Annotated in this window: 18 protein-coding genes, 1 pseudogene and 1 riboswitch; of the genes and pseudogenes, 11 read left to right on the forward strand and 8 right to left on the reverse strand. The window is 46.8% G+C overall.

Annotated elements, in window-relative coordinates:
• Window positions 1-15: 15 nt before the first annotated feature.
• The 3 genes from truB to atzF form a co-directional block, all read right to left on the reverse strand.
• Complete coding sequence (truB, locus tag QUA25_RS22520; RefSeq protein WP_333041358.1) at window positions 16-957, reverse strand: tRNA pseudouridine(55) synthase TruB; 942 nt, start codon at window positions 955-957, stop codon at window positions 16-18.
• 234 nt (window positions 958-1,191) lie between these two features.
• Complete coding sequence (locus tag QUA25_RS22525) at window positions 1,192-1,938, reverse strand: calcium-binding protein (RefSeq protein WP_333041359.1); 747 nt, start codon at window positions 1,936-1,938, stop codon at window positions 1,192-1,194.
• 40 nt (window positions 1,939-1,978) lie between these two features.
• Window positions 1,979-3,793, reverse strand: coding sequence for an allophanate hydrolase (gene atzF / locus QUA25_RS22530; RefSeq protein ID WP_333041360.1), 1,815 nt, complete (start codon window positions 3,791-3,793; stop codon window positions 1,979-1,981).
• 742 nt (window positions 3,794-4,535) lie between these two features.
• Window positions 4,536-4,690: riboswitch (guanidine-I (ykkC/yxkD leader) on the forward strand.
• A gap of 144 nt (window positions 4,691-4,834) precedes the next feature.
• Here atzF and QUA25_RS22535 point away from each other — a divergent pair.
• From QUA25_RS22535 to QUA25_RS29565, 7 genes and pseudogenes are all read left to right on the forward strand, one after another.
• Window positions 4,835-5,902, forward strand: a complete 1,068-nt coding sequence (locus QUA25_RS22535) for an ABC transporter substrate-binding protein (protein WP_333041361.1) — start codon at window positions 4,835-4,837, stop codon at window positions 5,900-5,902.
• A 108-nt stretch (window positions 5,903-6,010) separates the two neighbouring features.
• Complete coding sequence (locus tag QUA25_RS22540; RefSeq protein ID WP_333041362.1) at window positions 6,011-6,862, forward strand: ABC transporter permease; 852 nt, start codon at window positions 6,011-6,013, stop codon at window positions 6,860-6,862.
• 59 nt (window positions 6,863-6,921) lie between these two features.
• On the forward strand, window positions 6,922-7,698 hold the full coding sequence (locus QUA25_RS22545; RefSeq protein ID WP_333041363.1) for an ABC transporter ATP-binding protein: 777 nt from the start codon (window positions 6,922-6,924) through the stop codon (window positions 7,696-7,698).
• Between the two features lie 293 nt (window positions 7,699-7,991).
• On the forward strand, window positions 7,992-8,723 hold the full coding sequence (locus tag QUA25_RS22550) for an urea amidolyase associated protein UAAP1 (protein ID WP_333041364.1): 732 nt from the start codon (window positions 7,992-7,994) through the stop codon (window positions 8,721-8,723).
• A gap of 79 nt (window positions 8,724-8,802) precedes the next feature.
• On the forward strand, window positions 8,803-9,444 hold the full coding sequence (locus QUA25_RS22555; protein ID WP_333041365.1) for an urea amidolyase associated protein UAAP2: 642 nt from the start codon (window positions 8,803-8,805) through the stop codon (window positions 9,442-9,444).
• A gap of 382 nt (window positions 9,445-9,826) precedes the next feature.
• Window positions 9,827-13,444 carry an urea carboxylase gene (gene uca / locus QUA25_RS22560; RefSeq protein WP_333041366.1) on the forward strand — a complete coding sequence of 1,206 codons (3,618 nt, stop codon included), beginning with the start codon at window positions 9,827-9,829 and terminating at the stop codon, window positions 13,442-13,444.
• A gap of 366 nt (window positions 13,445-13,810) precedes the next feature.
• Window positions 13,811-13,912 (forward strand): annotated as a pseudogene (locus tag QUA25_RS29565) (WG repeat-containing protein); the annotation flags it as partial.
• A 44-nt stretch (window positions 13,913-13,956) separates the two neighbouring features.
• Here the strand turns inward: QUA25_RS29565 and QUA25_RS22565 are convergent.
• Entirely contained in the window at window positions 13,957-14,745 is a 789-nt protein-coding gene (locus QUA25_RS22565; protein ID WP_333041367.1) for a class II glutamine amidotransferase, read from the reverse strand.
• A 101-nt stretch (window positions 14,746-14,846) separates the two neighbouring features.
• Here QUA25_RS22565 and QUA25_RS22570 point away from each other — a divergent pair, with 101 nt between their 5' ends.
• From QUA25_RS22570 to QUA25_RS22580, 3 genes are all read left to right on the forward strand, one after another.
• Entirely contained in the window at window positions 14,847-15,122 is a 276-nt protein-coding gene (locus QUA25_RS22570; protein ID WP_333041368.1) for a hypothetical protein, read from the forward strand.
• Between the two features lie 198 nt (window positions 15,123-15,320).
• Window positions 15,321-15,476 carry a hypothetical protein gene (locus tag QUA25_RS22575; protein ID WP_333041369.1) on the forward strand — a complete coding sequence of 52 codons (156 nt, stop codon included), beginning with the start codon at window positions 15,321-15,323 and terminating at the stop codon, window positions 15,474-15,476.
• Between the two features lie 79 nt (window positions 15,477-15,555).
• On the forward strand, window positions 15,556-17,475 hold the full coding sequence (locus QUA25_RS22580; protein ID WP_333041370.1) for an iron uptake porin: 1,920 nt from the start codon (window positions 15,556-15,558) through the stop codon (window positions 17,473-17,475).
• Window positions 17,476-18,343: 868 nt separating this feature from the next.
• Here QUA25_RS22580 and QUA25_RS22585 read toward each other — a convergent pair.
• The 3 genes from QUA25_RS22585 to acs all read right to left on the reverse strand — a co-directional run bounded on the left by QUA25_RS22585 (window position 18,344) and on the right by acs (window position 21,981).
• Window positions 18,344-19,234 (reverse strand): thermonuclease family protein, encoded by an 891-nt coding sequence (locus tag QUA25_RS22585; protein WP_333041371.1) that lies wholly within the window; start codon window positions 19,232-19,234, stop codon window positions 18,344-18,346.
• 96 nt (window positions 19,235-19,330) lie between these two features.
• Window positions 19,331-19,933 carry an ACP phosphodiesterase gene (locus QUA25_RS22590; RefSeq protein WP_333041372.1) on the reverse strand — a complete coding sequence of 201 codons (603 nt, stop codon included), beginning with the start codon at window positions 19,931-19,933 and terminating at the stop codon, window positions 19,331-19,333.
• Window positions 19,934-20,010: 77 nt separating this feature from the next.
• Window positions 20,011-21,981 (reverse strand): acetate--CoA ligase, encoded by a 1,971-nt coding sequence (gene acs / locus QUA25_RS22595; protein WP_333041373.1) that lies wholly within the window; start codon window positions 21,979-21,981, stop codon window positions 20,011-20,013.
• 285 nt (window positions 21,982-22,266) lie between these two features.
• Between acs and QUA25_RS22600 the strand changes: the two genes are divergently transcribed.
• A complete protein-coding gene (locus QUA25_RS22600) occupies window positions 22,267-22,926 on the forward strand; it encodes a restriction endonuclease subunit R (protein WP_333041374.1) in 660 nt (219 codons plus the stop codon).
• A gap of 21 nt (window positions 22,927-22,947) precedes the next feature.
• Here the strand turns inward: QUA25_RS22600 and QUA25_RS22605 are convergent, their stop codons facing one another.
• Window positions 22,948-23,169, reverse strand: coding sequence for a hypothetical protein (locus QUA25_RS22605; RefSeq protein ID WP_333041375.1), 222 nt, complete (start codon window positions 23,167-23,169; stop codon window positions 22,948-22,950).
• Window positions 23,170-23,430: the final 261 nt, after the last annotated feature.

Below are 23,430 nucleotides of genomic sequence, written 5' to 3' on the forward strand. Positions count from 1 at the left end.
TTTTATTTTAGATACTTAAAGCACAATTTGAGGAGATAATATGGTACTTGTCTCTGAGTTCGCTACTTGACCGATACCTAAAAAATTACCGTCTCGATCGTAAACCTGCAAGGGATAGGGATGTTCGGGTATTGGGTTGTGGGGGGGATGGTTGCTACTTTCCTCCTCTGGCCCGATCGGCGTTTCGGGAATCGGGAGGCGCTGTCCTTGAAACCAGCGTTTGGTATATTCAGGGGAAAGGACGATCGCCCCTAAATGTCCCAAAACCGCCGATGGCAAAATCGGGCAGAATTTATTCTCCTGCAATTGCAGTTCCAATTGTTCAAAAGTGAGACTTTCCTCGATCGAAAAACCGCTACTTTCGGTGCGAGTCAAACAAGCCAAAGTGCCGCCTGTATTCAACACCGCACCCAAATCCCGCGCGATCGCCCGAATGTAAGTACCCGCCCCGCAGGCGATCGACAAATCCAATTCAGGAAAATCCCCCGATCGCCAATCCAATATTTCCAGTCGAAAAACCTCGACCTTCCTAGCAGTAACTTCCACAGTTTCGCCTTTTCTAGCTAACTCATAAAGGCGTTTTCCTCCCACCTGAACCGCACTAAAACTCGGTGGAAACTGCTCAATTTTTCCTATAAATTTTGGCAGTGCAGCTTGCACTTTTTCCAAACTCAACTCTGGCACCGGTCGAGAATGGATAATTTCTCCTTCTAAATCGTCAGTAGCAGTAGTTAAGCCAAATCGAATCGTGCCTCGGTAAGCTTTATTGTGTTGGAGATATTGTAGCAGTCTGGTTGCTTTGCCCAGGGCGATCGGCAAAACACCAGTCACAGCAGGATCGAGGGTTCCTCCGTGTCCGACTCGCTTGAGTTTCAATAGCCGGCGCACTCGCCCCACGCAGTCGTGAGATGTCATGCCCGCAGGTTTGTTGAGATTGAGAAAACCGTCAGTAGTCATTAGGAAGTTCGGCAACGAGCAATGTACGGGATGTAACGGATATAACGGATGTCAGGAAGAGGGAAGAAGGAAGCAGGAAAAAAGAAAATGAAAAGTTTTGAGATTGCTTCCCTTCGCATCGCGAAAGCTAACGTTATTCGCAACGGGAAAGCGGTTTTGAGTTAAAAAGTTCAACATTCAAAACTTAAAACTACAAAGTATCCGCCAACCCAATTCCCAATTCCCTATTACCCATTAAAGAATAAAGTCTGCCTGACTGATAGAAGCGCGGGCAACTCCGAATAAAGTAGCGAGAGTTTCCTTGGTGTTTGTAAGCTGAATAATTGTACTCGGGGAAGTTCCGGTCCCAGCGGAAATGGTGAGTTCGCCAAAGGTGAGGCCGGCAGTCAAGCGAATTTGATCCGTACCATCAGTAAAATCTGTAATCACATCCCCGTCTGCCAAACGCCCGATCGCAAAAGTATCGTTTCCGGCGCCGCCAGTTAAAGTATCTAGGCCGCGATCGCCCGATAAACAGTCATTGCCGATGCCACCAAACAGCGAGTCATCGCCGGCACCCCCAAAAAGCGAGTCATCGCCCGCGCCTCCCAACAAAGTATCGGTGTCTTGGTTGCCAAACAGCAAATCATTACCCTCGTCGCCCAGCATTGAGTCAGAACCTTTGCCGCCGTAGAAAGTATCGCCGCCGGCGCCGCCCAAAACGCTGTCGCGGCCGGCACCGCCGAAGAGCAAATCATTGCCAACGTCGCCCAGCAGTGAGTCATCGCCGTCGCCGCCGTAGAGGGAATCGTCTGCGCCTAAGCCCAAAATGCTGTCAGGGCCACCCAAACCAAATATCAAGTTACCGCCTGCAGTACCTCTGAGGGAGTCGGGGCCGCTGGTGCCGCGAGTGCCGCCAGGTGCCCCTCCGGGACTGGTACCGCCGCCGGTGGGGGTTGGGGTGGTGACGGGAATTGGTCGAATTGGCACTGATGATGGCATGATTCTGAAGATGGGTATAAATTTGCCATTCTAACTTAGCCTAAAACCGGAAGTTATAAGCTCGCCAACCGCCCAGCTCAGAAATATCGATCGCATCCGCCACAGCATAAGGTTCGCACAAAAAGCCCTGCACCGTGGAGCCGTCCTCCAACACCAGCGTACCAATTCCCAGCGGCGGGGGAATTTTAGCGACAAATCCGCCGAAAGCCGCGATCGACAACTCCCAAACTTCCACCTCGATCGCGCTACCGCCATCTATCTGACGCACCAATCCCGGCTTGCCCAGAGCAGTACCCGTCAAAGCGTACAGCTTGTAAATCGGGCTGGTACGGCAGGCGCGAACCAAAACGCCTCCCCCCTCGATTAGTTGATAATTCAGCGGCTCACCGCTCAAATGAGCGCCAACCACGGCTATTTTGACTCGTTCTTCTGAGGAAGGTTTTGCTGCGATGACGGGTTCCGGGAGGGTGGGCAGCGGCAGGCCGGTTGCGCCCATAGTTCCACCCAAGCGATCGTGGAAAGCAGATCCCAGGCGACAGAGCGATAAATCGTGCCACGCAGGAGCCATCAGTGTCAATCCTGCGGGCAATCCGCTGCTTTGAAACCCGCTGGGAACTGCGATCGCGCACAAATCGAGCAAGTTCGCAAAGTTTGTGTAGCGCCCGAGATTGGTGCCCGGCGCGATCGGCTCGGCTGCAACTTCTGCGACAGTATAAATCGTACCTGTCGTGGGAACCGCCAACACATCCATTGACTGCCACTGAATTTCTGCAAGCTTGCGGAGCTCTGCCAACCGGTACGACGCGCGGTAAGCTGCGACGGCATCGTAGCGTTGGCCGCCGCTGATAATTTGGTAGACGATCGGATCTATATCCTCTGGGTGCGCGTCGAGGAAATCGCCGATCGCGGCCAACCTTTCTGCTACCCAAGGCCCGCCGTAGAGCAGTTCGGCAGCATCCGCAAAGGGTTTGAAGTCTATAGGTGCGATCGTGCAGCCCAATGATTGCAAGCGCGCGATCGCCTCCCGGTAGCGCTGTTCGGCTTCTGCATTCCCGAAAAATTCTAGTTCGCCGTCTCCGGGAACTCCCACCCGCAAGCGGGAGAAATCAGGCAAAACTTTCGTTTCAGGGCGGCGAGAAAACGCATCCTCAGCGTCAAAACCGCTGGCTGCTTGCAGCACAGAGGCTGCATCCGCACAGGTGAGAGCGAACACAGAAACGCAATCGAGCGATCGCACTGCAGGCAGCAGGCCGCGAGTGCCGATCGAGCCGCAACTTGGCTTCAGCCCGACAATGTTAGTAAAAGCAGCGGGAACGCGCCCCGATCCTGCGGTATCGGTACCCAGAGCAAAACTCACCAATCCGGCCGAGACTGCTGCTGCGGAGCCGGAACTCGATCCGCCCGGAATGTAGCGCGAATCGAAGGGATTGCGGCAAACTCCATAAGGCGTGCGGGTTCCCACTAATCCTGTGGCAAATTGATCCATGTTTGTTTTGCCGATTACGATCGCACCTGCCGCGCACAAACGCTCTACAACTGCGGACGATCGCGCTGGAGTGCGAGCAAACTGGGGACATCCCGCCGTAGTGGGAACGCCCGCCCAATCGAGATTATCTTTGATCGCAAAAGGTATTCCGTAGAGCGGCAATTGTTGCGGGTCTAGGTTTTCCAAGGCTTTGGCCCGTTCGAGGGTTTCCGCCTGCGGTGCTAAATAAATCCATACTGCCGGATCTGCATAGCGTTCGATACGATCGTACACGCTCGCGATTACATCTGCAGGCGCGATCGATCCGGTGCGGTAGCGATCGAGCAGCGTATGAATGTCGAGACTGTGACTGTAGTTAACTTTTTCCATAATGCACCGTCAGTCGATTTTAGATTTTAGATTTTAGATTTTCGATTGAAGAGTTGACTTCATATCATTTCCGGTTACACCGAAATGATGTTGACGGTTGACGGTTGACTGTTCACTGTCAACAGTCAACCGTCAACCGTCAACAGTGAACTCGAATTTACTATTCCGATGCTAACGGATTTGATATCACAGGCTGTGTTTGGCGAGCGTTATTACTCACCGAAGAGTACCATTCTCAAGAACAGGCAAGATGCCTGTTTCACAAAGAGTGTATTTCTTTCTTCTTGTGGGGTGGGCAGGAGAGCCCGCCCATAAAAGGCTTATTGAGAATTGTGGAACATCTCAGTTATTACAAATAGAAAATTAGTTTACCGCATTGTCGATCGTACTCGCATCCAGTTAGCGGGCGATCGAAGTATTTCTTAAGAAATCTTCAACCCTAGCCTTGCGGGTTTCGTCTTTTTGTGCAGGGAAACTTCGCCATTTCCAATCACCCCGTCTCATCGCCCGGTTTAATCTTCCAAAAATTTAAATTTTACAAATTCGAGAAAAACCGTTTTTTGTAACATCTTACACATTTTCGCATCAAGTTTGCTGTTAGGGTTTGAAACAGAGTAATCTAGTAGGATTGCACGCTACAGTATGCTTACCTTTCAAAAAGCTAAGTGCATTGCTGTTACCAACAGTCTCGAATAACTCCTTGGGTTGCAAACAGGACTTATACAGACAAAAACCGAAAAAATTTAACCGCTTCTAGGGTTCCGATTTGAATCAGTTTCTAAGTCAGCTTAGAAAGTTCAAGTGCTGGTCCGAGAGAAGCAGACTGGTCATCTCAATATTTTATTAATTTGAGGGAAACACTAGCCAGTTACACGGCGGGATAAAAGCCCGGGAGAAACGCGATCGGTCATCAAGACTCGGTTCGTTAGCTCTCGGGCTTTATCCTTGTATATCAAGGGGGTTTGCAGCAGCTAAGGAAGCCAAAGAAGGTGCAAAAGCTCGATCGACATATTCACCTCTAACCAGCAACGAGAATCTGCTATGAATATCCGATATTGCTTCCCAAAAATAACGCGATCGCCCTTATCCTACTGCGCCCTATTTTTCATCACCTTGTTTTTCGCTGTCGGCTGCGTCAACCCGGCAATTTATATCAAAACCACGACAGAAAGCGAAGCAGCTTCTTCAGTAAGTGCTGATGCAGTTAGCCTCGGATTCAGCGCGTGGCCAGGCTGGTTTCCGTGGCAAATTGCCAAAGAGCAAAAAATATTTGAAGCCAACAACGTTGCTGTAGACTTAAAATGGTTTGACGGCTACTTAGAATCGATCAGTACCCTCACAGCAGGACAGATAAATGCTAACAGCCAAACCCTCGGCGATACAGTAAACTCCATATCAGGCGGCGCCGACCAAGTAATTGTTTTAGTCAACGACAACTCGACGGGAAATGACAAAGTGATTGTCGCCGAAGGCATCAATTCCGTTGCCGATTTAAAAGGAAAAAAAGTTGCAGCCGAGGAAGGTACAGTCGATCACTTTTTATTGCTGTTAGGGCTGAGAAAAGCAGGTTTATCAGTGCGGGACATTCAATTTGTACCCCTGGAAACAGGCAAAGCTGCGGCGGCTTTCGTCGGAGGACAAGTCGATGCGGTGGCAGTATTTGCGCCGTTTACCACGCAAGCATTAAAACGAGCGAACAGCAAGGAACTTTTTAGTTCCAAAGATTTTCCAGGGGCGATTTCCGACCATTTGGTATTCACCCGAAAGTTTATCGGCGAACACCCCGATCGAGTGCAATCCCTAGTCAATTCATGGTTTGCAACATTGGAATACATGAAAGCAAATAAAGAGAAATCTTACGAGATTCTCGCCAACCGCGCCGGAGTTAGCGTTGAGGAATACAAAGAATATGAAAACGGTACTCAGATATTTACGATCGAGGAAAACTTGAAAGCCTTTCAACCGGGAAATGACATGACATCATTGCAGTTTGCGGCGGGAGAAATGACTAAATTTCTCGTAGATGTAAATTTAGCCAAAACCCAACCAGATATCAGCACATTATTTGACGATCGTTTTATAAAAGCTTATGCGGAAGGTAAAAGCTAAAAGGCAGAATTTACGATTTTGCAGACACAAAAAACTTTCAACAATATTCTTTTTTAAAATCCCAAAAACCTAATAAAATTACTCGCTCAACTGTTTTGCAATTAAATCATGCCACCAAATCCCGAACCCCGATCCATCCAATCCCACCTCAAGCAAAAAAGCCTAAATCCCACCGTTTTCTGGCGGATTGCGGAAGAGATACCACAACCCCTCAATATTGGGTTAACGGTAACATCGATCGCACTGCCGCTGCTGCTGTGGTGGCTAGTAACAACCTTCGCCAACGTAGACCCCAAATTTTTGCCTTCCCCCGGCAAAGTTTTAGAGGCATTTGGTCGGCTGTGGAACACTCGCGAACTTTTAAAAGACACGGTAGCGAGTTTGTGGCGGGTGGGAGTGGGCTTTCTGTTCGCCTTGGTTTTTTCCATACCAATTGGCGTGCTGATGGGCAGTTTTCCCAGTATTCGCGCCTTGCTGGAACCCATGTTCGGCTTGATGCGATATATGCCCGCACCAGCGTTCATTCCTCTATTAATTCTCTACTTGGGAATAGGCGAAGAACCCAAAATAACGCTGATATTTATCGGCGTCTTTTTCTTCAATTCGCTGATGGTGATGGATACGGTCAAGTTTGTTCCCAAAGACTTGATAGAAGCTACTTATATGTTGGGTGGGAATCGCTGGGAAATCCTAACTCAAGTTATTTTTCCCCACGTTTTGCCGGGAATTCTTGATGCAAGCCGCATCAACCTGGCTGCGGCTTGGCAATTGGTAATCGTGTCGGAATTGATTGCAGCAACCGAAGGCTTAGGCCGCCGGATCAGCGTCGCCGGTCGATTTCTCCGAACCGATGAAATATTTGTGGGGCTGATTGTCATTGGGGCGATAGGACTGGCTTTTGACTTGCTTTTTCAATATCTGCTGCGGGTTTCTTGTAAATGGTCAAGTCAGAAACAGTAAGCAGATGTTAAAAGGCAGAATGGTGTCGTTTTTTTACTTACAATACAGAGGATAAACTCATGTTTCTGCAAATCAACAACCTGCACAAAAATTTTGAAACGAAAAAGGGTAAATTAGTTGTCCTCAAGGACATCAATATGAGCATCAAGCAAGGCGAATTTATCTGCGCGGTAGGCGCATCCGGTTCGGGCAAATCTACTCTGTTGAGGCAGATTGCGGGATTGGACAAGCCGACAACAGGGGAAGTGAAAATTGACGGCAAGGAAGTTGTTTCGCCTGGGCCGGATCGAGGTATGGTATTTCAGCATTACACTCTTTATCCTTGGATGAACGTGCAGGAAAATGCCGAGTTTGGCCTCAAACTTCAAGGCGTGTCCAAGAAAAAGCGGCGCGAACAAGCGAGCTATTATTTGAATGTGGTAGGATTGACGCAGTTTGCTTCGTCGCTGCCGAAGGAATTGTCGGGCGGGATGAAACAGCGGGTGGCGATCGCCCGCGCCCTCGCTTCTGAACCTAAAGTGTTATTAATGGATGAACCTTTCGGCGCCTTGGATATCCACACTAAAGAATCGATGCACGAATTTATGCTCGATTTGTGGCGTCGCACTCAGATTACAATCTTTATGATTACCCACGATGTCGAAGAAGCGGTGTTTCTTTCAAATCGGATTTATGCTTTGGGCGCTCGTCCCGGTACAGTGAGAAAGGAAATGTCGATTAATTTGCCCGATCGCACTCCCAGCGTTAAACGCCACGCCAAATTCCACGATTACCGCGACGAACTCATGGATTTGATGCGGAAACACGGACAGGAAGCAGTTGCAATGGCTGCTTAAATAAAAATAGGTTAATAGTTGCACTTTTTGCACCCGTGCCAAGAGTTTAACTGCCAACCTCAGTAAGTGGAAACTTAACATCTTGCACCCTTGTCAATTACCTATTTAGGAACGGGCAAGATGCCCGTTCCACAACACTCAATTTTATTGTGGAACGGGCATCTTGCCCGTTCTTGAGAATGGTGCAAGATATCAGTGGAGATAAATATTACTTTGGGAGAGGGTGAGTTTTGCCACTACAAAATACTATTGTTTTGTTTCCCTGACCCCCCCAAATACATCAAGAGGAACTTATGGTGCAACTATCATCGATCGACACAAACTCAGAAATCGATTCAAGCCTCGTATTAATGCAAGAAACCGTACCGGGCGGCGCGTACTGGTCGGGAGTCATCAAGCGGGGAAACACCCTGCGAATCACCGATTTAGAAGGCTCTCGCGGCGTTTCCATGCTGTGCTACAACGCCGACAATGCGATCGAACGTTTCAACGCAGCAGACACCGCCAAAATTCAATTCAACGCCTTTCTCAAACAAGGCATGGTGCTTTACACAGACATGGGACGCATTCTATTTTCCATCACCCAAGACACCTCCGGCTGTCACGATTTGCTAGGAGGATGCAGCAACGCCATTAGCAATGCCAAAAAATACGGCGAAGGAGACTGGAAAAACTCCCGCGACAACTTCCTCAAAGCCCTAACTCGCTGGGGATTGAGCAAAAAAGATATCATGCCCAACCTCAACTTATTTACTCGCATTGCCGTCAAACCAGACGGCACGATGGAGTTTCGCGAAGGCTGCGAAAAACCGGGAAGTTTTATCGATTTGCGAGCCGAAATGAACGTATTGACCGTTATATCTAACTGCCCCCACATTCTGCATCCGGCTTCAATTTACGATCCAAAACCCATCCAAATTCAGATTGTGAAAACCCCCGCACCCGCACCCGATGACTTGTGCCGCACCGCCAACCCGGAAGCCGTGCGCGGGTTCATCAACACCGATGCTTTGTTCGTGCAATAAACCCCTGATTACACAACTCAATCTTGTCCGCATCAATCTGTCGTAAAAAATTCTGCACTTCCATCACAAAAAGTGAACCATGACTGCAACTACCCAACAACTTCTCGATCCAAAAACTGCAATTTATAACGAAGTTTTACCCGCCAGACATCCCTGGGCTCGCGTCATCAAAAAAGGACAGATTCTCCGCATTGTAGATTTAGGCGGAAATCAAGCAGTAGATTTTTTAGTTTACAATGCCGATGACCCTTCCGAACGCTACAGCGCCCCAGATACGATCGTCAATCAAGGCAACATCTTTGTCACTACAAACAGCCAACTCATTTCCAACGAAGGGCGAGCCATGATGACCATAATTGCTGACACCTGCGGCCGACACGATACCTCCGGCGGCGCCTGTAGCTGCGAGAGCAATTCGGTGCGGTTTGGACTAGATAAAAAATACCAGCACGCCTGCGTTGAAAATTTCCTTGCGGCAATTCTTCCCTACGGTTTGGGCAAGCGAGATTTAGTCAGCAATATCAACTTCTTTATGAATGTTCCGGTTAGCGAAGATGGCACGCTTGAAATTGTTGACGGCATCTCCGATCCGGGAAGTACAGTTGATTTGCGAGCCGAAATGAACGCGCTGGTTGCTATTTCTAACTGCCCGCAAATGAACAATCCTTGCAATGCTTACAATCCTACGCCGATTCAGTTGATTGTTTGGGATGCGGTGTGAAGTAGGGTGGGTACTGCCTCCGCAATTTTTTTAGGGGCGATATCTCGTGAATTGGTGTCAACAAAGACGTTAAGCGTAGTACCACTCTGCTGTGTGACGATTAGGGTTAGATCCCCCCTAGCCCCCCTTAATAAGGGGGGGACAAGAGCGCTCAAAGTCCCCCTTATTAAGGGGGATTTAGGGGGATCGAGACTGGGCTACCAGCAAGAGATACGGAGGGTTTCAGCCTGGTTATTGACACCAATGGCTATCGCGATCACTCCACAATAAAATTTAATGTTTGTGGAACAGGCAGGATGCGTGTTCTTCAGAATAGTGCCTGATGTAAGTAGACACCAATTACTAATTACTAATTCCCAATTACAAATTACAAATTACCTAAATGTTTAACAAAGTTTTGATTGCAAATCGCGGTGAAATTGCCTGCAGAATTATCCGCACGCTTGATCGCCTCGGAATTGCTTCGGTAGCAGTATATTCGGAAGCCGACGCCCGCGCCAAACACGTTTTCGCCGCCAGCGAAGCCGTTTGTATCGGTGCAGCCGCCGCAGCCGAGAGTTATTTGCGGTTCGATCGCATTCTCGAAGTTGCGCGCCAAACAAAAGCTCAAGCTATCCATCCGGGTTACGGCTTTTTGAGCGAAAATGCTGAATTTGCCGAAGCTTGTGCCAGCCAAAATATTGCATTTATCGGTCCGACTCCGAGTCAGTTGCGCTGCTTTGGATTGAAGCACACCGCGCGGGAAATAGCCGCTGCAAATCAAGTACCGCTAACTCCCGGAAGCGAACTTTTAGCAAGTTTAGAGGATGCGGAAAAAGCGGCTGGGGCGATCGGCTATCCGGTGATGCTCAAAAGTACCGCAGGTGGCGGCGGCATTGGTTTGCAGGCTTGTTTTAGCGATCGAGATTTGGCAGAAGCATTTGAAAAAGTACAGCGTTTGAGTCAAAGCAATTTTAAACAAAGCGGCGTTTTTTTAGAGAAATACATTCAAACAGCTAGGCACATTGAAGTCCAAATCTTTGGAGATGGCAAAGGAAATGTCATAGCCTTGGGCGAGCGAGATTGTTCGGTGCAGCGGCGCAATCAAAAAGTAATTGAAGAAACCCCCGCCCCTGGTATTAGCGACGAACAGCGAAATCAGTTGTTCCGTGCAGCCGTGCGGTTGGGAAAAGCGGTAAATTACCAGTCAGTCGGTACTGTTGAATTTGTCTTTGATGTCGATGCGAAACAGTTTTATTTTTTGGAAGTCAACACGCGCTTGCAAGTTGAACACGGCGTTACTGAAGCTGTCAACAACATCGACCTTGTTGAGTGGATGGTAAAACAGGCTTCGGGAGATTTGTTCCCCCTGGAAGAGTACCGCTATCAACCGCAAGGACACTCAATTGAGGTGCGAATTTATGCCGAAGATGCCGGCAAGAATTTTCAGCCGAGTTCCGGGTTGCTGAATCAAGTTGCGTTTCCCGAAAACGTCCGCTGCGACAGTTGGATAGAAACCGGCACGGAGGTTACTCCTTTTTACGATCCGCTGCTAGCCAAAGTAATCGTTTGCGGGGATAATCGAACCGAGGCGATCGCTCAACTCAAAGCTGCTTTAGATGCCAGTGAAATAGCGGGAATTGAAACTAATTTAGATTACCTCCGCCAGATTTTGGACGATTCCCGATTCAACCGGGGCGAACAGAACACGCGCTTTTTAAACTCTTTTGAATACGCACCTTTAACGATCGATGTATTGGATGGGGGAACCTACAGCAGCATTCAAGATTATCCGGGGCGGATTGGCTATTGGGATGTTGGCGTGCCGCCTTCGGGGCCGATGGATCATCTGGCATTTCGATCTGCAAATCGTTTAGTAGGAAATCCCGAATCGACAGCAGGATTGGAATTCACAGCGACAGGCCCAACTCTGCGTTTTAATGCCGATACAGTTATTAGTTTAACTGGTGCAACTATGAAGGGAACGCTAAACGGCGAACCGGTGCCGTTTTGGACAGCAGTTCCCGTAAAAGCTGGCAGCATTCTTAAGTTAAAAGGCATTCAAGGCGGCGGCTACCGCACTTATTTAGCAGTCAAACACGGCTTTAATGTCCCCGATTATTTGGGCAGCAAATCAACTTTTGTACTGGGCAAATTTGGCGGACACGGGGGCCGCACGCTGCGTCCGGGAGATGTGCTTAAACTGCTTCAAACTGCAACTCTGGAAGCGGAAATATCTTTGCCTCCGGAACTAATTCCCACCTACAGCAATAATTGGGAAATCGGCGTTTTGTACGGGCCTCACGGCGCGCCGGATTTCTTTACTGAGTCAGACATCGAAATGTTTTTCTCTACAGAATGGCAGGTGCATTACAACTCGACGCGGACGGGCATTCGGCTGATCGGCCCGAAGCCCGCCTGGGCGCGTCAAGACGGCGGAGAAGCGGGTTTGCACCCGTCTAACATTCACGATAATGCTTACGCGATCGGCACGATCGATTTTACGGGCGATATGCCTGTAATTCTCGGTCTTGACGGCCCGAGTTTGGGAGGTTTTGTGTGTCCTGCTACTATTGTGCAGTCAGAATTATGGAAAATCGGGCAACTAAAACCGGGGGACAGCATTCGCTTTCACTGTTTGAGTTTTGCTGAAGCTTTGCAGCGGGAATTAGCACAAAATAGGCAAATTGCTACTTTTAGTTTGCCTGTTTTTGGGAAAAATGCGGAGAAATTGCCCGCAGTTTCCGCTTCTCCAATTTTGCACGAAATTCCCGAATCTCTGGGACAGGTTGCTGTTACTTACCGTCAAGCTGGGGATAAATATATTCTAGTTGAATACGGCCCATTGGTGCTGGATTTAAATTTGCGTTTTCGGGCGCACGCATTGATGGAACATTTGAAAGCAAATCCATTGCCTGGTGTGATCGAATTAGTGCCGGGAATGCGATCGCTGCAAATTCATTTTGAGGGCCACCAGATTTCGCAACAGCAGCTAATGCAGGCGCTGATTGCTGCTGAGGCGGAACTTCCGGCGATCGAGGATTTGGAAGTGCCGGCGCGAATTGTACACTTGCCTTTATCTTGGGAAGATGAATCGACGCTGTTGGCCATTGAAAAATATATGCAGTCTGTGCGATCGGATGCACCTTGGTGTCCCAGCAATATTGAGTTTATTCGCCGCATAAACGGGCTTGACAGCATCGAACAAGTCAGAGAAATTGTATTTAATGCTAGCTATTTAGTAATGGGTTTGGGAGACGTTTATTTAGGTGCGCCCGTCGCAACTCCCCTCGATCCGCGCCACCGTTTAGTTACTACTAAATACAATCCCGCCCGCACTTGGACTCCTGAAAATGCAGTTGGCATTGGCGGCGCGTATTTGTGCGTTTACGGGATGGAAGGGCCGGGAGGTTATCAATTTGTCGGCCGCACGGTGCAAATGTGGAATCGGTTCAAACAAACGGCGGATTTCCAGTCTGGTAAACCTTGGCTTTTGCGCTTTTTTGACCAAATCCGATTTTATCCGGTTTCTCATGAGGAATTGCACCGCTGTCGGGAAGCATTTATCGAAGGGAAGTTTAAATTAAAGGTTGAGGAAATCACTTTTAATTTGAGAGAATACAATGAATTTTTGCATTCTATTGCTAACAGTGCGGCTGAATTTAAAGCCCAGCAGCAGGCCGCATTTAATGCAGAGCGCGATCGCTGGACCGCATCCGGGGAATTTGAAGCTGAATCAGCAGCAGAATCCTCGGCGGATGTGGGTTCTGAAACGGTGGCGGAGATTACTTTGCCGATCGGTTGTGAGGCAGTTGTCGCTCACGTTTCGGCTAATGTTTGGCAGGTGCTGGTTAATGTTGGAGATGCGGTTGCTGAGGGCGATCGCCTGTTAATTTTGGAAGCGATGAAAATGGAAATTGCTATTACTGCTGATGTTGCGGGCACTGTTGCCGAGTTGTTTTGTGAAAAGGGGCAAACGGTGACAGCCGGACAAATTCTAGCGGCTGTTCAACCGAATTAATCCCTCTGTTGTCAGTTCGGGGACAGTAGAAGCCGTTGCATAATTGCGGGATGATTTTGATTGTTTTGTGGGATGGGATATCCTAGTCAGGCTAATGTCTTTTCACCTGAGATGTTGCACCATTGTCAAGAACAGGCATCTTGCCTGTTCCACAAGAGATAAATTTTATTGTGGAACAGGCCGAAAAGCCTGTTTATAAAAAGCTTATTGACAATGGTGCCAGATGTCTTTTAACTGAAGGCGGGACACGCCACAAGAATCATCCTCTAATTGTGTAATTCCCGCTCATTTAATCAAGGTTTAGCAGCAGTTACCCCTCCAAAAGGGTGGGGATACATTAATCAAGCAGGCTAGTGGAAAAGCGCCCCCCAATTTTCGGCTGCTGCCAGTTTTTCAGAAGGCTTAGCCGCTGTCAAGCGCAATGGCAAATCTGGCTTTATCAATCAAGCTGGAAAGCTGGTCATTTAGCAGTTTCGATGCTCTGTTTAGGCTTTAAATTTGTTTAAGTCCCGTTAACTTAACTCCAGCAGCCCAGAATTGACCGGCCAACCATCCTGAAATACCAGTAATTCTCCCGGCTGAATTTGCGTCCAAACTTCGTTATCTGTCAGCGGAAAAGTGGCAATAACAGCCACCCGATCGTCTTCGTTGGTCAATTCCCGAAAATCGACGGTTACATCTTCGTCGATCGAGTGCGCGCTAGCAAAAGGTGCTTGTCGCACAATATAATGCAGATTAGTAGAACAGTGGGTAAACAAGTGTTCTCCATCGGAAAGTAAATAATTAAAAATTCCGTGTTGTGCCAAACTTTTAGTAATTTCCTCCAGTACCGGGTAAATTTCCGCTAAAGCAGGCTTACTTTGAGGAAAACTAGAGCGCAGCTTTTCTAATATCAAACAGAATGCTTTTTCGCTGTCAGTTTTGCCAACAGGTTTGTAAACTCCGACACATTCTGGATAAAAGTTTTCGAGATTTCCGTTGTGAGCAAATACCCAATAACGTCCCCAAAGTTCCCGAATAAAAGGGTGGCAGTTTTCCAGAGCAATTTCACCTTGCGTAGCTTTGCGGATGTGAGCAATGACGTTAGTTGAATGAATGGGATAGCGACGCACTACTTCTGCCACCGGAGAAGCAATCGCAGGTTTAGAGTCTATAAAAAGGCGACATCCCAAACCTTCAAAGAAAGCAATTCCCCAACCGTCTTGATGAACGTCCGTTTTGCCCCCCCTTGCAGAAAAACCCTCAAAAGAAAAGCAAATATCTGTCGGAACATTACAGTTCATTCCCAGTAATTGGCACATAGCTTTTAAGTCTCTGGAGTGTGGATCGATCGCGCAGCTATTGGCAGCTACAGATTTGCGGTGATAATATTATAGTATTAACGGGTTAAATACACTTAATATTGGGCTTAATCAACCTTAATAATACTGAAGTTAAACAGTTGGCGATCGGTAAAAAAATCGCTAGTGTTTCCCTGCGAACGATGTTAAGCGATAAATCGCTGTATACTTTTTCCCCTATAGACAGCGAGTATAAAATGTTAGCCGATATCCGGGATGGAATTGATAGGACTTTGATGGTTTGGCAGCACCGTTTGAAGGCCTATAACAATCAGCAGGCCATTCACATCATCAAAAATTATGGAAAGATTAGTTTGCTTAAATGCTGTTGGAACTGAATCTGGTGTTTATGAATGGTGCTGGAAAAGACGAGATATACTGTATAAAAAGCTAAGCAATGGTGTATTTTTGTCTCGATTATATCCGCCCCCACATCGTTAATATTACTACTTAACTATCCGAACGAAAGCGAGATGTTTTGATTAAAATTAAAGACAATGGCACAGAAATGTCGGAGGAAATAATATCTCAGATTTTTGTTTTTTCCTTCATTACAAAATCTGTTAAAAAAAACGGGAACCGGATTGTCAATCAGCCGTCACATAGTGGAAGAAAGCGAGGGTGGCAGTTTGACTTGTTCGTCGGTTTTGGGAGAAGGAATGCAATTTACGATCGCCCTTCATCTCGAATAGTGCGTCAAGCGTAGCTACTCCGTAAGAAATCACGCTTTTTCTCACTTTTTTAGCTTTTTGCTCACAAAGTATAACTAACATGAAAAATCATAAGTGCGATCGACCAATTTGGAAAATCCTTAGCAGCTTAATACTAGGATTCGGATTGCAGGCATTATTCAGCATTCCAGCCTTAGCAGAAACGAGTGATCCTGAAACAACAGCAAATAGTCCAAATTCGGAAGATCCAGTTAATGAATGGTATCAATTACCCGCACAGACAAATAATCTACCGGAGAATTTTGATCGTAATCTCGATCGCAAATTAGTCGAAAAAGCTGACAATGTAGATGAAACTTCACCGATAAACCCCACATCGGAGCCACCCGTACCTATCGCGAGTGAGATAGAAACTCACGTATCCGAAGCCAGCGAAACGCAGCCCGCCCCAATACCCGCATTAGTTGAAGAAAATAAATTAGAAAATCCCCCATTAGTTTACCCTGGTGACAACTCACTAGAACAAGTTACATCAGTTTCCCAACTCAGCGACGTACAGCCCACAGACTGGGCTTTTCAAGCACTGCAATCCTTAGTAGAAAGATACGGCTGCATAGCTGGATACCCCGACGGAACCTATCGCGGAAACCGCGCTATAACGCGCTATGAATTTGCAGCCGGAGTCAATGCTTGTTTAGATACAATCCGCGAGTCCATCGCCAAATCTACTGAAAGTCTAGCTAAGCGAGACGACTTAATAAAACTACAAAGATTGCAAGAAGAATTTGCAGCCGAAATTGCCACAATGCGAGGCAGAGTGGATGTGCTAGAAGCGCGAGCTACCGAACTAGAAGCCAATCAATTTTCAACAACAACTAAGCTATCAGGATTCACCATTTTTGGAATACAAGGGCGCACGCCCAACCGTGCAGATCGGGTTCCCAGAGACGGCAAAAGAGATACCAAAGACCCCGGTACAAATGTCAACACCATTAACCTCAATCAATTCTACTTAACCACTCAATTTAGTCCTCGCAGTAACTTATTAATCGGTTTTTACAACCAGAACGGAAGCAATTCACCACAATTAACCGAAGACGTAAACCTTGCTTATAATGTAGCCGAAACTTCTGGATTAACTGTCAGCGACCTCAACTACCGCTTTCTGGTCGGCGACAAATTGGCAGTGTTTGCAGGAACAGCAGGAGTTAACATGATTACCGCTTTTCGGGGGCCGAATCGGGCAGAAAGTGCAGCTTCGGGCCCCATTTCTGCCTTCGCCCAAAGAAACCCAATTTTGAACACTGGTTTGGGTTTAGGCGGCATCGGCATTGACTGGCAATTTGCGAATAGAGCCAGTTTGCAAGCAGTTTATTCAACTAACATTTCTGGATTTTTTGTCAGTTCTAACGGGTCTAGAGGACACAATACCTTGGGTGTACAACTAACTCTGACACCAGCCGACCCCGTTGATTTTACTATCTATTACGTTAACGATTATTCGCCTGACGGTAATCTGATTACTTTGGCAGGCGATAGCCAATTAACAGCTATCAATTCTAACACAAATAAGTCCGATTCTCTGCAAACCAATGCAGTTGGAGCAAGTTTAAATTGGCGCATTTCATCGCGAGTTGCTCTGGGAGGTTGGGCTGGTTATACTAATTCTCGGATTCCTGGTAAATCGGGTACGGTAGCCACTACAAATTATATGGTTTTTGTAAATTTCCCCGATTTGTTTAAAGCTGGAAATTTAGGAGGAATTTATATCGGGCAACCGCCTAAAATTGTCAGCAGCGATTTACCTACAGGTAATAACGTTCCTGATTTTTTAGATACGGGTTTAGGGCGATCGGGCGGGCAACCCGGAACGACTACTCATGTAGAGGTATTTTACCGTTGGCAGGTGAATGATAATATCAGCGTCACCCCTGGAGTTATCTTGATTTTTCAACCCGGTCACACTCCCGATAGCGACCCGATCTCAGTTGGTGTGTTGAGAACTTCATTCTCCTTTTAAGGGTTTAATCCTGTGGGGCCGGGTTTAGTAGATCGCGAATTGCAAACAATTTTGGTGCACTCGGCCCCGAGGAAAAGCCCACAAGAAAATTTTATTTTGTGGAACAGGCATCCTGCGTGTTAAGCGACAAAGGTGTTCTTCGGTCTGCAGACAGTGATTAAAACTCCAGCGGGATTTTCTAAGATTTTTTCTCAGTAAAAACCCGCTATCTTTACTGCAACTTTACATTTAGTAGTAATTTCCCCGTTTTTATCTTTTTTTTCTACATACAAATACCTAATTATTAAGTTTAAAAAAATACGCATAAACACGCTTGAAACATAAGTTTTCCTAACTTAATCTATTATTAGGAGCATTACTAATAGTTCTTTAAGTTTAGGTTTAGATAAATATGATTAAATCAACGGGCTATCTTGGGTTTCTGAGCTTCGCTGTAATTTCTGCTATGACTGCCTATCCGTCTCAGGCACAAACCACTGTCAAATCGCAGACAAATGTAAATGCAACACAGGAGATTACAATTACCGAGTCACCAAATCTTGATAACACTTCTGCCAGCCCTCTCGGGAAAAATCCTAACATTTCTAAATCTTTTACCGTCTCAGAATTGAATAGCACATCTCCTAACTCTAGTCCTCCTATAACAACTCCTCAAAATCAATCTGCACGCACAAATCCTTTAGGATGCAGATTTTTCACTACTCCTTCTATGCAGCAATAAATGTTCCTGCATCTCTTGATAAATAGAATATCATGGCTGAATAGAGGGCGATCGGTTTTTAGTATCGCCCTCTATTTGCGCGAGCTTACTTCCTAAGAAAATTATATGTAGTAAAAAGGATTGATAAAATTAACTCTAGTTTAAATATTATCGGGGAAAGTCTGAAAGTTGTTTGATATCCTTCAAAACTATTTGAGGCTTCCCTTTGTACTGTTTTACCTTCCCACTGACATACACATATCCCCGTCCCAGACCCGCATAACGCTTCTCGATTAGCCGCTTCAATGGAGCCATTTCATCAGTTTCCGCATCTGGTATCCACAAATCTAATCTATGATACACCGAACCAGCATAAATTAGAGCGCTGCCGCCGATCCATTTAGTAATTCCCGCTTGCAAATCGCAGAAAATAGTAATAGATTTAGCTCTCTCAGAAGCTGCTAATATTTTCGGGTAGTGCAACCTCAAAGAAAGCGCTCCTGCGGTTGCTTCCGACAACCGAAACTCTTCAACAATTGAGGCTCGCATCGACCACCAAGGCAGTAAATTAGCATAGTTGCGAGAGGGGATTTTGGCATTGATAATCGGATTCCAAATCATCAGATTGTAAGCTTTTGCTGCCGATTCTGCCTCAGTCATTTGGCGGTGATACAATCTGGAACGCCCGTATTTGACGAAGTAGGGACTCCAGCCTTCTTTAATCAGTTTAAGATTGTAATTTTCTCCGTCTTTATGTACGTAACAGAGGAGACGCCCGTAGTTGTCGCGGTGTTTTTGTAGAGCCACTTCAACCGAATCGTCTGTATCAAATTCTATGTCAATTTGAGCAAGTCCGCCATCTGTTGTGGCGAAGTATTTTTTAGCCATTTCCGAAGCTGCTTTCCCCGCCGCAGTTACAGGTTTGGAACCTCCCGAATGACTTTCTTCTGTATCGACGCAAATCAGGCGCAGAGCCTCGGTTTTGCCGTTGAGAAAAATTTTGATGCTGTCGCCGTCAACTACTTTAGTTATTTGCAGGTTCGGAATTCTGGTTGCCATATTTTGAACCCTGTTGCATTTGAGATTTCATGCAGGTATCGCTTGGATTATACACGAGTTCGTTATCACTAGCAACTGGAGTTTTTGTTGTTTGTATTAATATTTGTCAAGTGTGGCGTATTTTATCAAGTCGGGGAAAAAATCTCGAAAATCTGATTCTAATCGCTGATAGTTAGCTGTCAAATCTTCTATGCCACTTGCCAAGTTATTTGTGCGTTTGAGTCGCGCCGACATTCTTGTAAGAGTGATGCCGATTTCGGCAATTTCCTGATAAGATGAAAGCAAGTCGCGGGCAATTATTGTGGGCAACACCCGCTGGAGAGAGTCAGGTAATATATCGCGGTTGTCTTGCAGGATTTTATAGACATCCTGAGAAAAATCCCGGAGCGGAATTTCTGAATATTCCAGCCAATTTTTAGCTAAGAAGTGGTCGTAAAACACGTCAATCAAAACTCCAGCAAACCTTCGTCTGTGGGAAGAAACAAGGCTTTTACTCGATCGCACTATCGGGTGAGAGTCCGTGTAGCTATCTACTTTGCGGTGCAAATCGATGCCCTTTCTAATTTCCTCGGGATAAAGGTTGACTGCCGTTCCTTTGACAAAATCTCCTAAGAGGTTGCCGATCAGGGATTCTGGCGTGCCTTTTGATAAGAATAGATGAGCCAAATAATTCATTACTACAGTAAAAATATCTAACATAGCATAAGCAGAAAGAGTAAGGTGCACGACCGGGCGCACCTTACTGCTATTAAGAACCTGCCCTGAAAAAAATACCCCTACGCACCGCCGCGCAACTTATCCAAAACCGTCCGGTCTTCCAAAGTCGAAGTATCCCCAGAAACCTCTTCTCCCGCAGCTAAAGAACGCAGCAAACGCCGCATAATCTTCCCGCTTCGAGTCTTCGGCAAAGCATCAGTAAATCGAATTTCGCCGGGACGGGCGATCGCCCCAATTTCCTTAACAACGTGCTGCTTCAATTCCTTAGCCAATTCATCGCTAGGTTGCTGCGAGTTGTCCAGCGTGACAAAAGCCACAATGTCCTCACCTTTAATCTCATCAGGTTTACCAACAACCGCAGCTTCCGCCACCGCTGGATGCGATACCAAAGCTGACTCGACTTCCATTGTGCCGAGTCGGTGTCCGGCGACATTAATTACATCGTCAACGCGGCCCATTACCCAGAAATAACCGTCTTTGTCCTTGTGCGCGCCGTCCCCTGCAAAGTACACAAATTCGCCATCTTTCGGGTGCAAATATTCCCAATAAGTGCGGCGGAAGCGATCGGGATCGTTGTAAAGTGTACGCATCATTCCCGGCCAAGGATGTTTCACCACTAAATAACCGCCGCTTTCGTTAGTGACTGGTTCGCCATCTTGGTCAACAACATCGACCACAATTCCGGGGAACGGTAGGGTGGCAGAACCGGGTTTTGTAGGAATTGCACCGGGCAAAGCGGTAATCATAATTCCCCCGGTTTCTGTTTGCCACCAAGTATCGACGATCGGACAATTCGAGTTGCCAATTACGCGCTGATACCACATCCAAGCTTCGGGATTGATCGGTTCGCCGACGGTTCCTAACAATCGTAAAGATGACAAATTGCGCGCATTCGGCAAGTGTTCACCCATTTTCATGAATGTTCTGATCGCAGTGGGTGCAGTGTAGAAAACGGTGACGCCGTATTTTTCGATCACATCCCAAAAACAGCCAGGGTTGGACGCGCGGGGCGCACCTTCGTACATGATTGTGGTAGCGCCGTTGGAAAGCGGGCCGTAGACTATGTAACTGTGGCCTGTAATCCAGCCTACGTCTGCCGTACACCAGTAGACATCGGTATCTTGGATGTCGAAGATCCACTTGGTTGTCATGTGGGTGTAAAGGTTGTAGCCACCTGTGGTGTGGACGACTCCTTTTGGTTTTCCGGTACTTCCGCTGGTGTAGAGTACGAACAGCATATCTTCGCTGTCCATCGGTTCGGCGGGGCAGTCGGCGGAGGCGTCTTTTTGCAAGTCGTGCCACCAAAGATCGCGCCCGGGTTCCATGTGCACTTGCTGTTTGGTACGCTGGACGACGAGAACGTTGGTAACGCTGGGTGTGACGTTGTTGGCGAGGGCTTTGTCTACTTGTTCTTTGAGGCCAACTGCGGCATCTTTGCGGAAGCCACCGTCTGCGGTGATGACGAGTTTTGCTTGGCCGTCGTTAAGCCGATCGCGCAAAGCTTCTGCACTAAATCCGCCAAAAACAACGCTGTGTACTGCACCGATTCTGGCGCAGGCTAGCATGGCGATCGCAGCTTCGGGAATCATGGGCATATAAATGCCGACGCGATCGCCCTTTTGAACTCCCAATTGTTTGATGACGTTCGCCATTTGGCAGACTTCGCGGTGGAGTTGCGCGTAGGTGAGGGTGCGGGAGTCTCCGGGTTCGCCTTCCCAAATCAGGGCGGCTTTATTTTTGCGCCAAGTGGTTAAGTGGCGATCGAGACAATTGTAAGAAATGTTAATTTTGCCGTTGACAAACCATTTAGCAAAAGGCGGCTGCCAGTCGAGCACGGTATCCCAGTTTTGGAACCAGTGCAATTCTTGGGCGGCAAGTTCTGCCCAGAATGCTTGGGGGTCAGCTTTGGCTTTATCGTAGAGGGCTTGGTACTCTTCTAAGCTTTTGATGTGTGCTTTTTCTGAGAATTCAGCGGGCGGGTGAAATAGGCGTTTTTCATGAAGAATTGATTCGATGGTATCTTGTGACATTGCTTTTTCTGTAACTGCATCTACTTCTTTAAACTATTTTGTACGCAATTGACCGCAAAAATATCTTTAGTTTCGTTAAGAATTTTGGTTATTGTGTAAATTTTGGGGCTGGGGCTGTTTATTTAAAAATTATAATTGCCTCGAATTTGGAGGCTAAATAAAGTTCGCTCAAGCTTGGTTTTGGGCCAATGTTTTATATAAAATTTTGTAAAAATTTTAGTTTAATAATATAATGATGTGAAGCTGCTTGAAAAGAATTATTCAACCTGAATGATAGGGGAAAGCATGACCCAAAGTTTAGAAGCAAGCCAAGTTTCGCTAAATGACGTTCGCCGCCTTCTCAAACTGGAAGAGCGAGAAGGAGACGCCTTCACAGATTTTTTCTCTCTGGAACCGCTGTCAGAATTAGAACTGCAGGAAATATTAAAAATTAGAACTGACTTTCGACGCTACTTATCCGCCGGAAAAGTTTCAGAAGAACTGGTTAAAATTTTAGTGCTTTCACCCTTAATGAGATTAGCAGGATTTTTTGATATTCCGATCGTGCTGACAATGGAAGATAGCATCCCCATCGAGGTTGAGGATGGGAATACTTTAATTAAATGGCGGTTGGATGTCTTAGCCGTAAATCAGCCGGATGCAGAACTCGCGGCGGCACAGTTTGGGATTTTGGTAGTCGAGGCGCAAAATAGTGCGATCGATCCTTGGGCCGGTTTGCCGCAATTGCTGACTTATACTTATAAAAGTTTGCAGCAGCAATCGTCTGTTTGGGGATTGACAACGAATGGCGAAAGTTATCGGTTTGTGCGGGTGACGCGGGGAAATCCTTGTACTTATCAGATTTTACCGGAATTGAATTTGATTGACCCAGAGCGATCGCTCTTGTTGGCGCAAGTCTTGAAAGCTATTTGCAAGTTGCAGAATGTGCAGTTGCAGTTAGCTTAACAAGGGCGATCGCATCCGATGTTATGGTAACGGTGGAGTCGTGTGCTCGATCGCTGGATTTGGCGGTTGTTGGGTATTTTGAGGGGTGATGTACGTTGTTGCTAACGGAATTAGGGCGATCGCGATCGGTACTACAACTTTCTCGATCGACCACTTGATGTTGGAATTGTCAGATTTTTTCACTTGCTTTACCTTTTTAGCTGATGTAGTATTGTTCTGGTGCAGCCGTTTTAAAGTTTTCATTTAGTTAATTCCACTCTCTACAATTTCGATAATAAACTAACTTTATTACTATTATTGAGTTGACAAATAAATTCGACAAAGTTGTCAATTGCCGGGGAATTACCCCTTTTTTTGACAATTGAGTTGAAGGGTTTGTGAAAAAAACTTCACAAATTAGCTGGTGTTTGTCAATTTGTGAAATTAAACTGGCAATTGGGGCTGAAGCGGACAACTGTGGTAAATTAGTAAGAGTCGTAGGTAAAGCGCTAAGGCAGGTATGCG

The sequence above is a fragment of the Microcoleus sp. Pol17C6 genome (assembly GCF_036701145.1).
GTDB lineage: Bacteria > Cyanobacteriota > Cyanobacteriia > Cyanobacteriales > Microcoleaceae > Microcoleus.

Coding starts and splice junctions, on each gene's coding strand:
- uca (WP_333041366.1), top strand. CDS start 9,827: ATGTTTAACAAAGTTTTGATTGCAAATCGCGGTGAAATTGCCTGCAGA.
- QUA25_RS22590 (WP_333041372.1), bottom strand. CDS start 19,933: ATGTTAGATATTTTTACTGTAGTAATGAATTATTTGGCTCATCTATTC.
- QUA25_RS22585 (WP_333041371.1), bottom strand. CDS start 19,234: ATGGCAACCAGAATTCCGAACCTGCAAATAACTAAAGTAGTTGACGGC.
- QUA25_RS22600 (WP_333041374.1), top strand. CDS start 22,267: ATGACCCAAAGTTTAGAAGCAAGCCAAGTTTCGCTAAATGACGTTCGC.
- acs (WP_333041373.1), bottom strand. CDS start 21,981: ATGTCACAAGATACCATCGAATCAATTCTTCATGAAAAACGCCTATTT.
- QUA25_RS22545 (WP_333041363.1), top strand. CDS start 6,922: ATGTTTCTGCAAATCAACAACCTGCACAAAAATTTTGAAACGAAAAAG.
- QUA25_RS22535 (WP_333041361.1), top strand. CDS start 4,835: ATGAATATCCGATATTGCTTCCCAAAAATAACGCGATCGCCCTTATCC.
- QUA25_RS22540 (WP_333041362.1), top strand. CDS start 6,011: ATGCCACCAAATCCCGAACCCCGATCCATCCAATCCCACCTCAAGCAA.
- QUA25_RS22555 (WP_333041365.1), top strand. CDS start 8,803: ATGACTGCAACTACCCAACAACTTCTCGATCCAAAAACTGCAATTTAT.
- QUA25_RS22605 (WP_333041375.1), bottom strand. CDS start 23,169: ATGAAAACTTTAAAACGGCTGCACCAGAACAATACTACATCAGCTAAA.
- atzF (WP_333041360.1), bottom strand. CDS start 3,793: ATGGAAAAAGTTAACTACAGTCACAGTCTCGACATTCATACGCTGCTC.
- truB (WP_333041358.1), bottom strand. CDS start 957: ATGACTACTGACGGTTTTCTCAATCTCAACAAACCTGCGGGCATGACA.
- QUA25_RS22565 (WP_333041367.1), bottom strand. CDS start 14,745: ATGTGCCAATTACTGGGAATGAACTGTAATGTTCCGACAGATATTTGC.
- QUA25_RS22580 (WP_333041370.1), top strand. CDS start 15,556: ATGAAAAATCATAAGTGCGATCGACCAATTTGGAAAATCCTTAGCAGC.
- QUA25_RS22525 (WP_333041359.1), bottom strand. CDS start 1,938: ATGCCATCATCAGTGCCAATTCGACCAATTCCCGTCACCACCCCAACC.
- QUA25_RS22550 (WP_333041364.1), top strand. CDS start 7,992: ATGGTGCAACTATCATCGATCGACACAAACTCAGAAATCGATTCAAGC.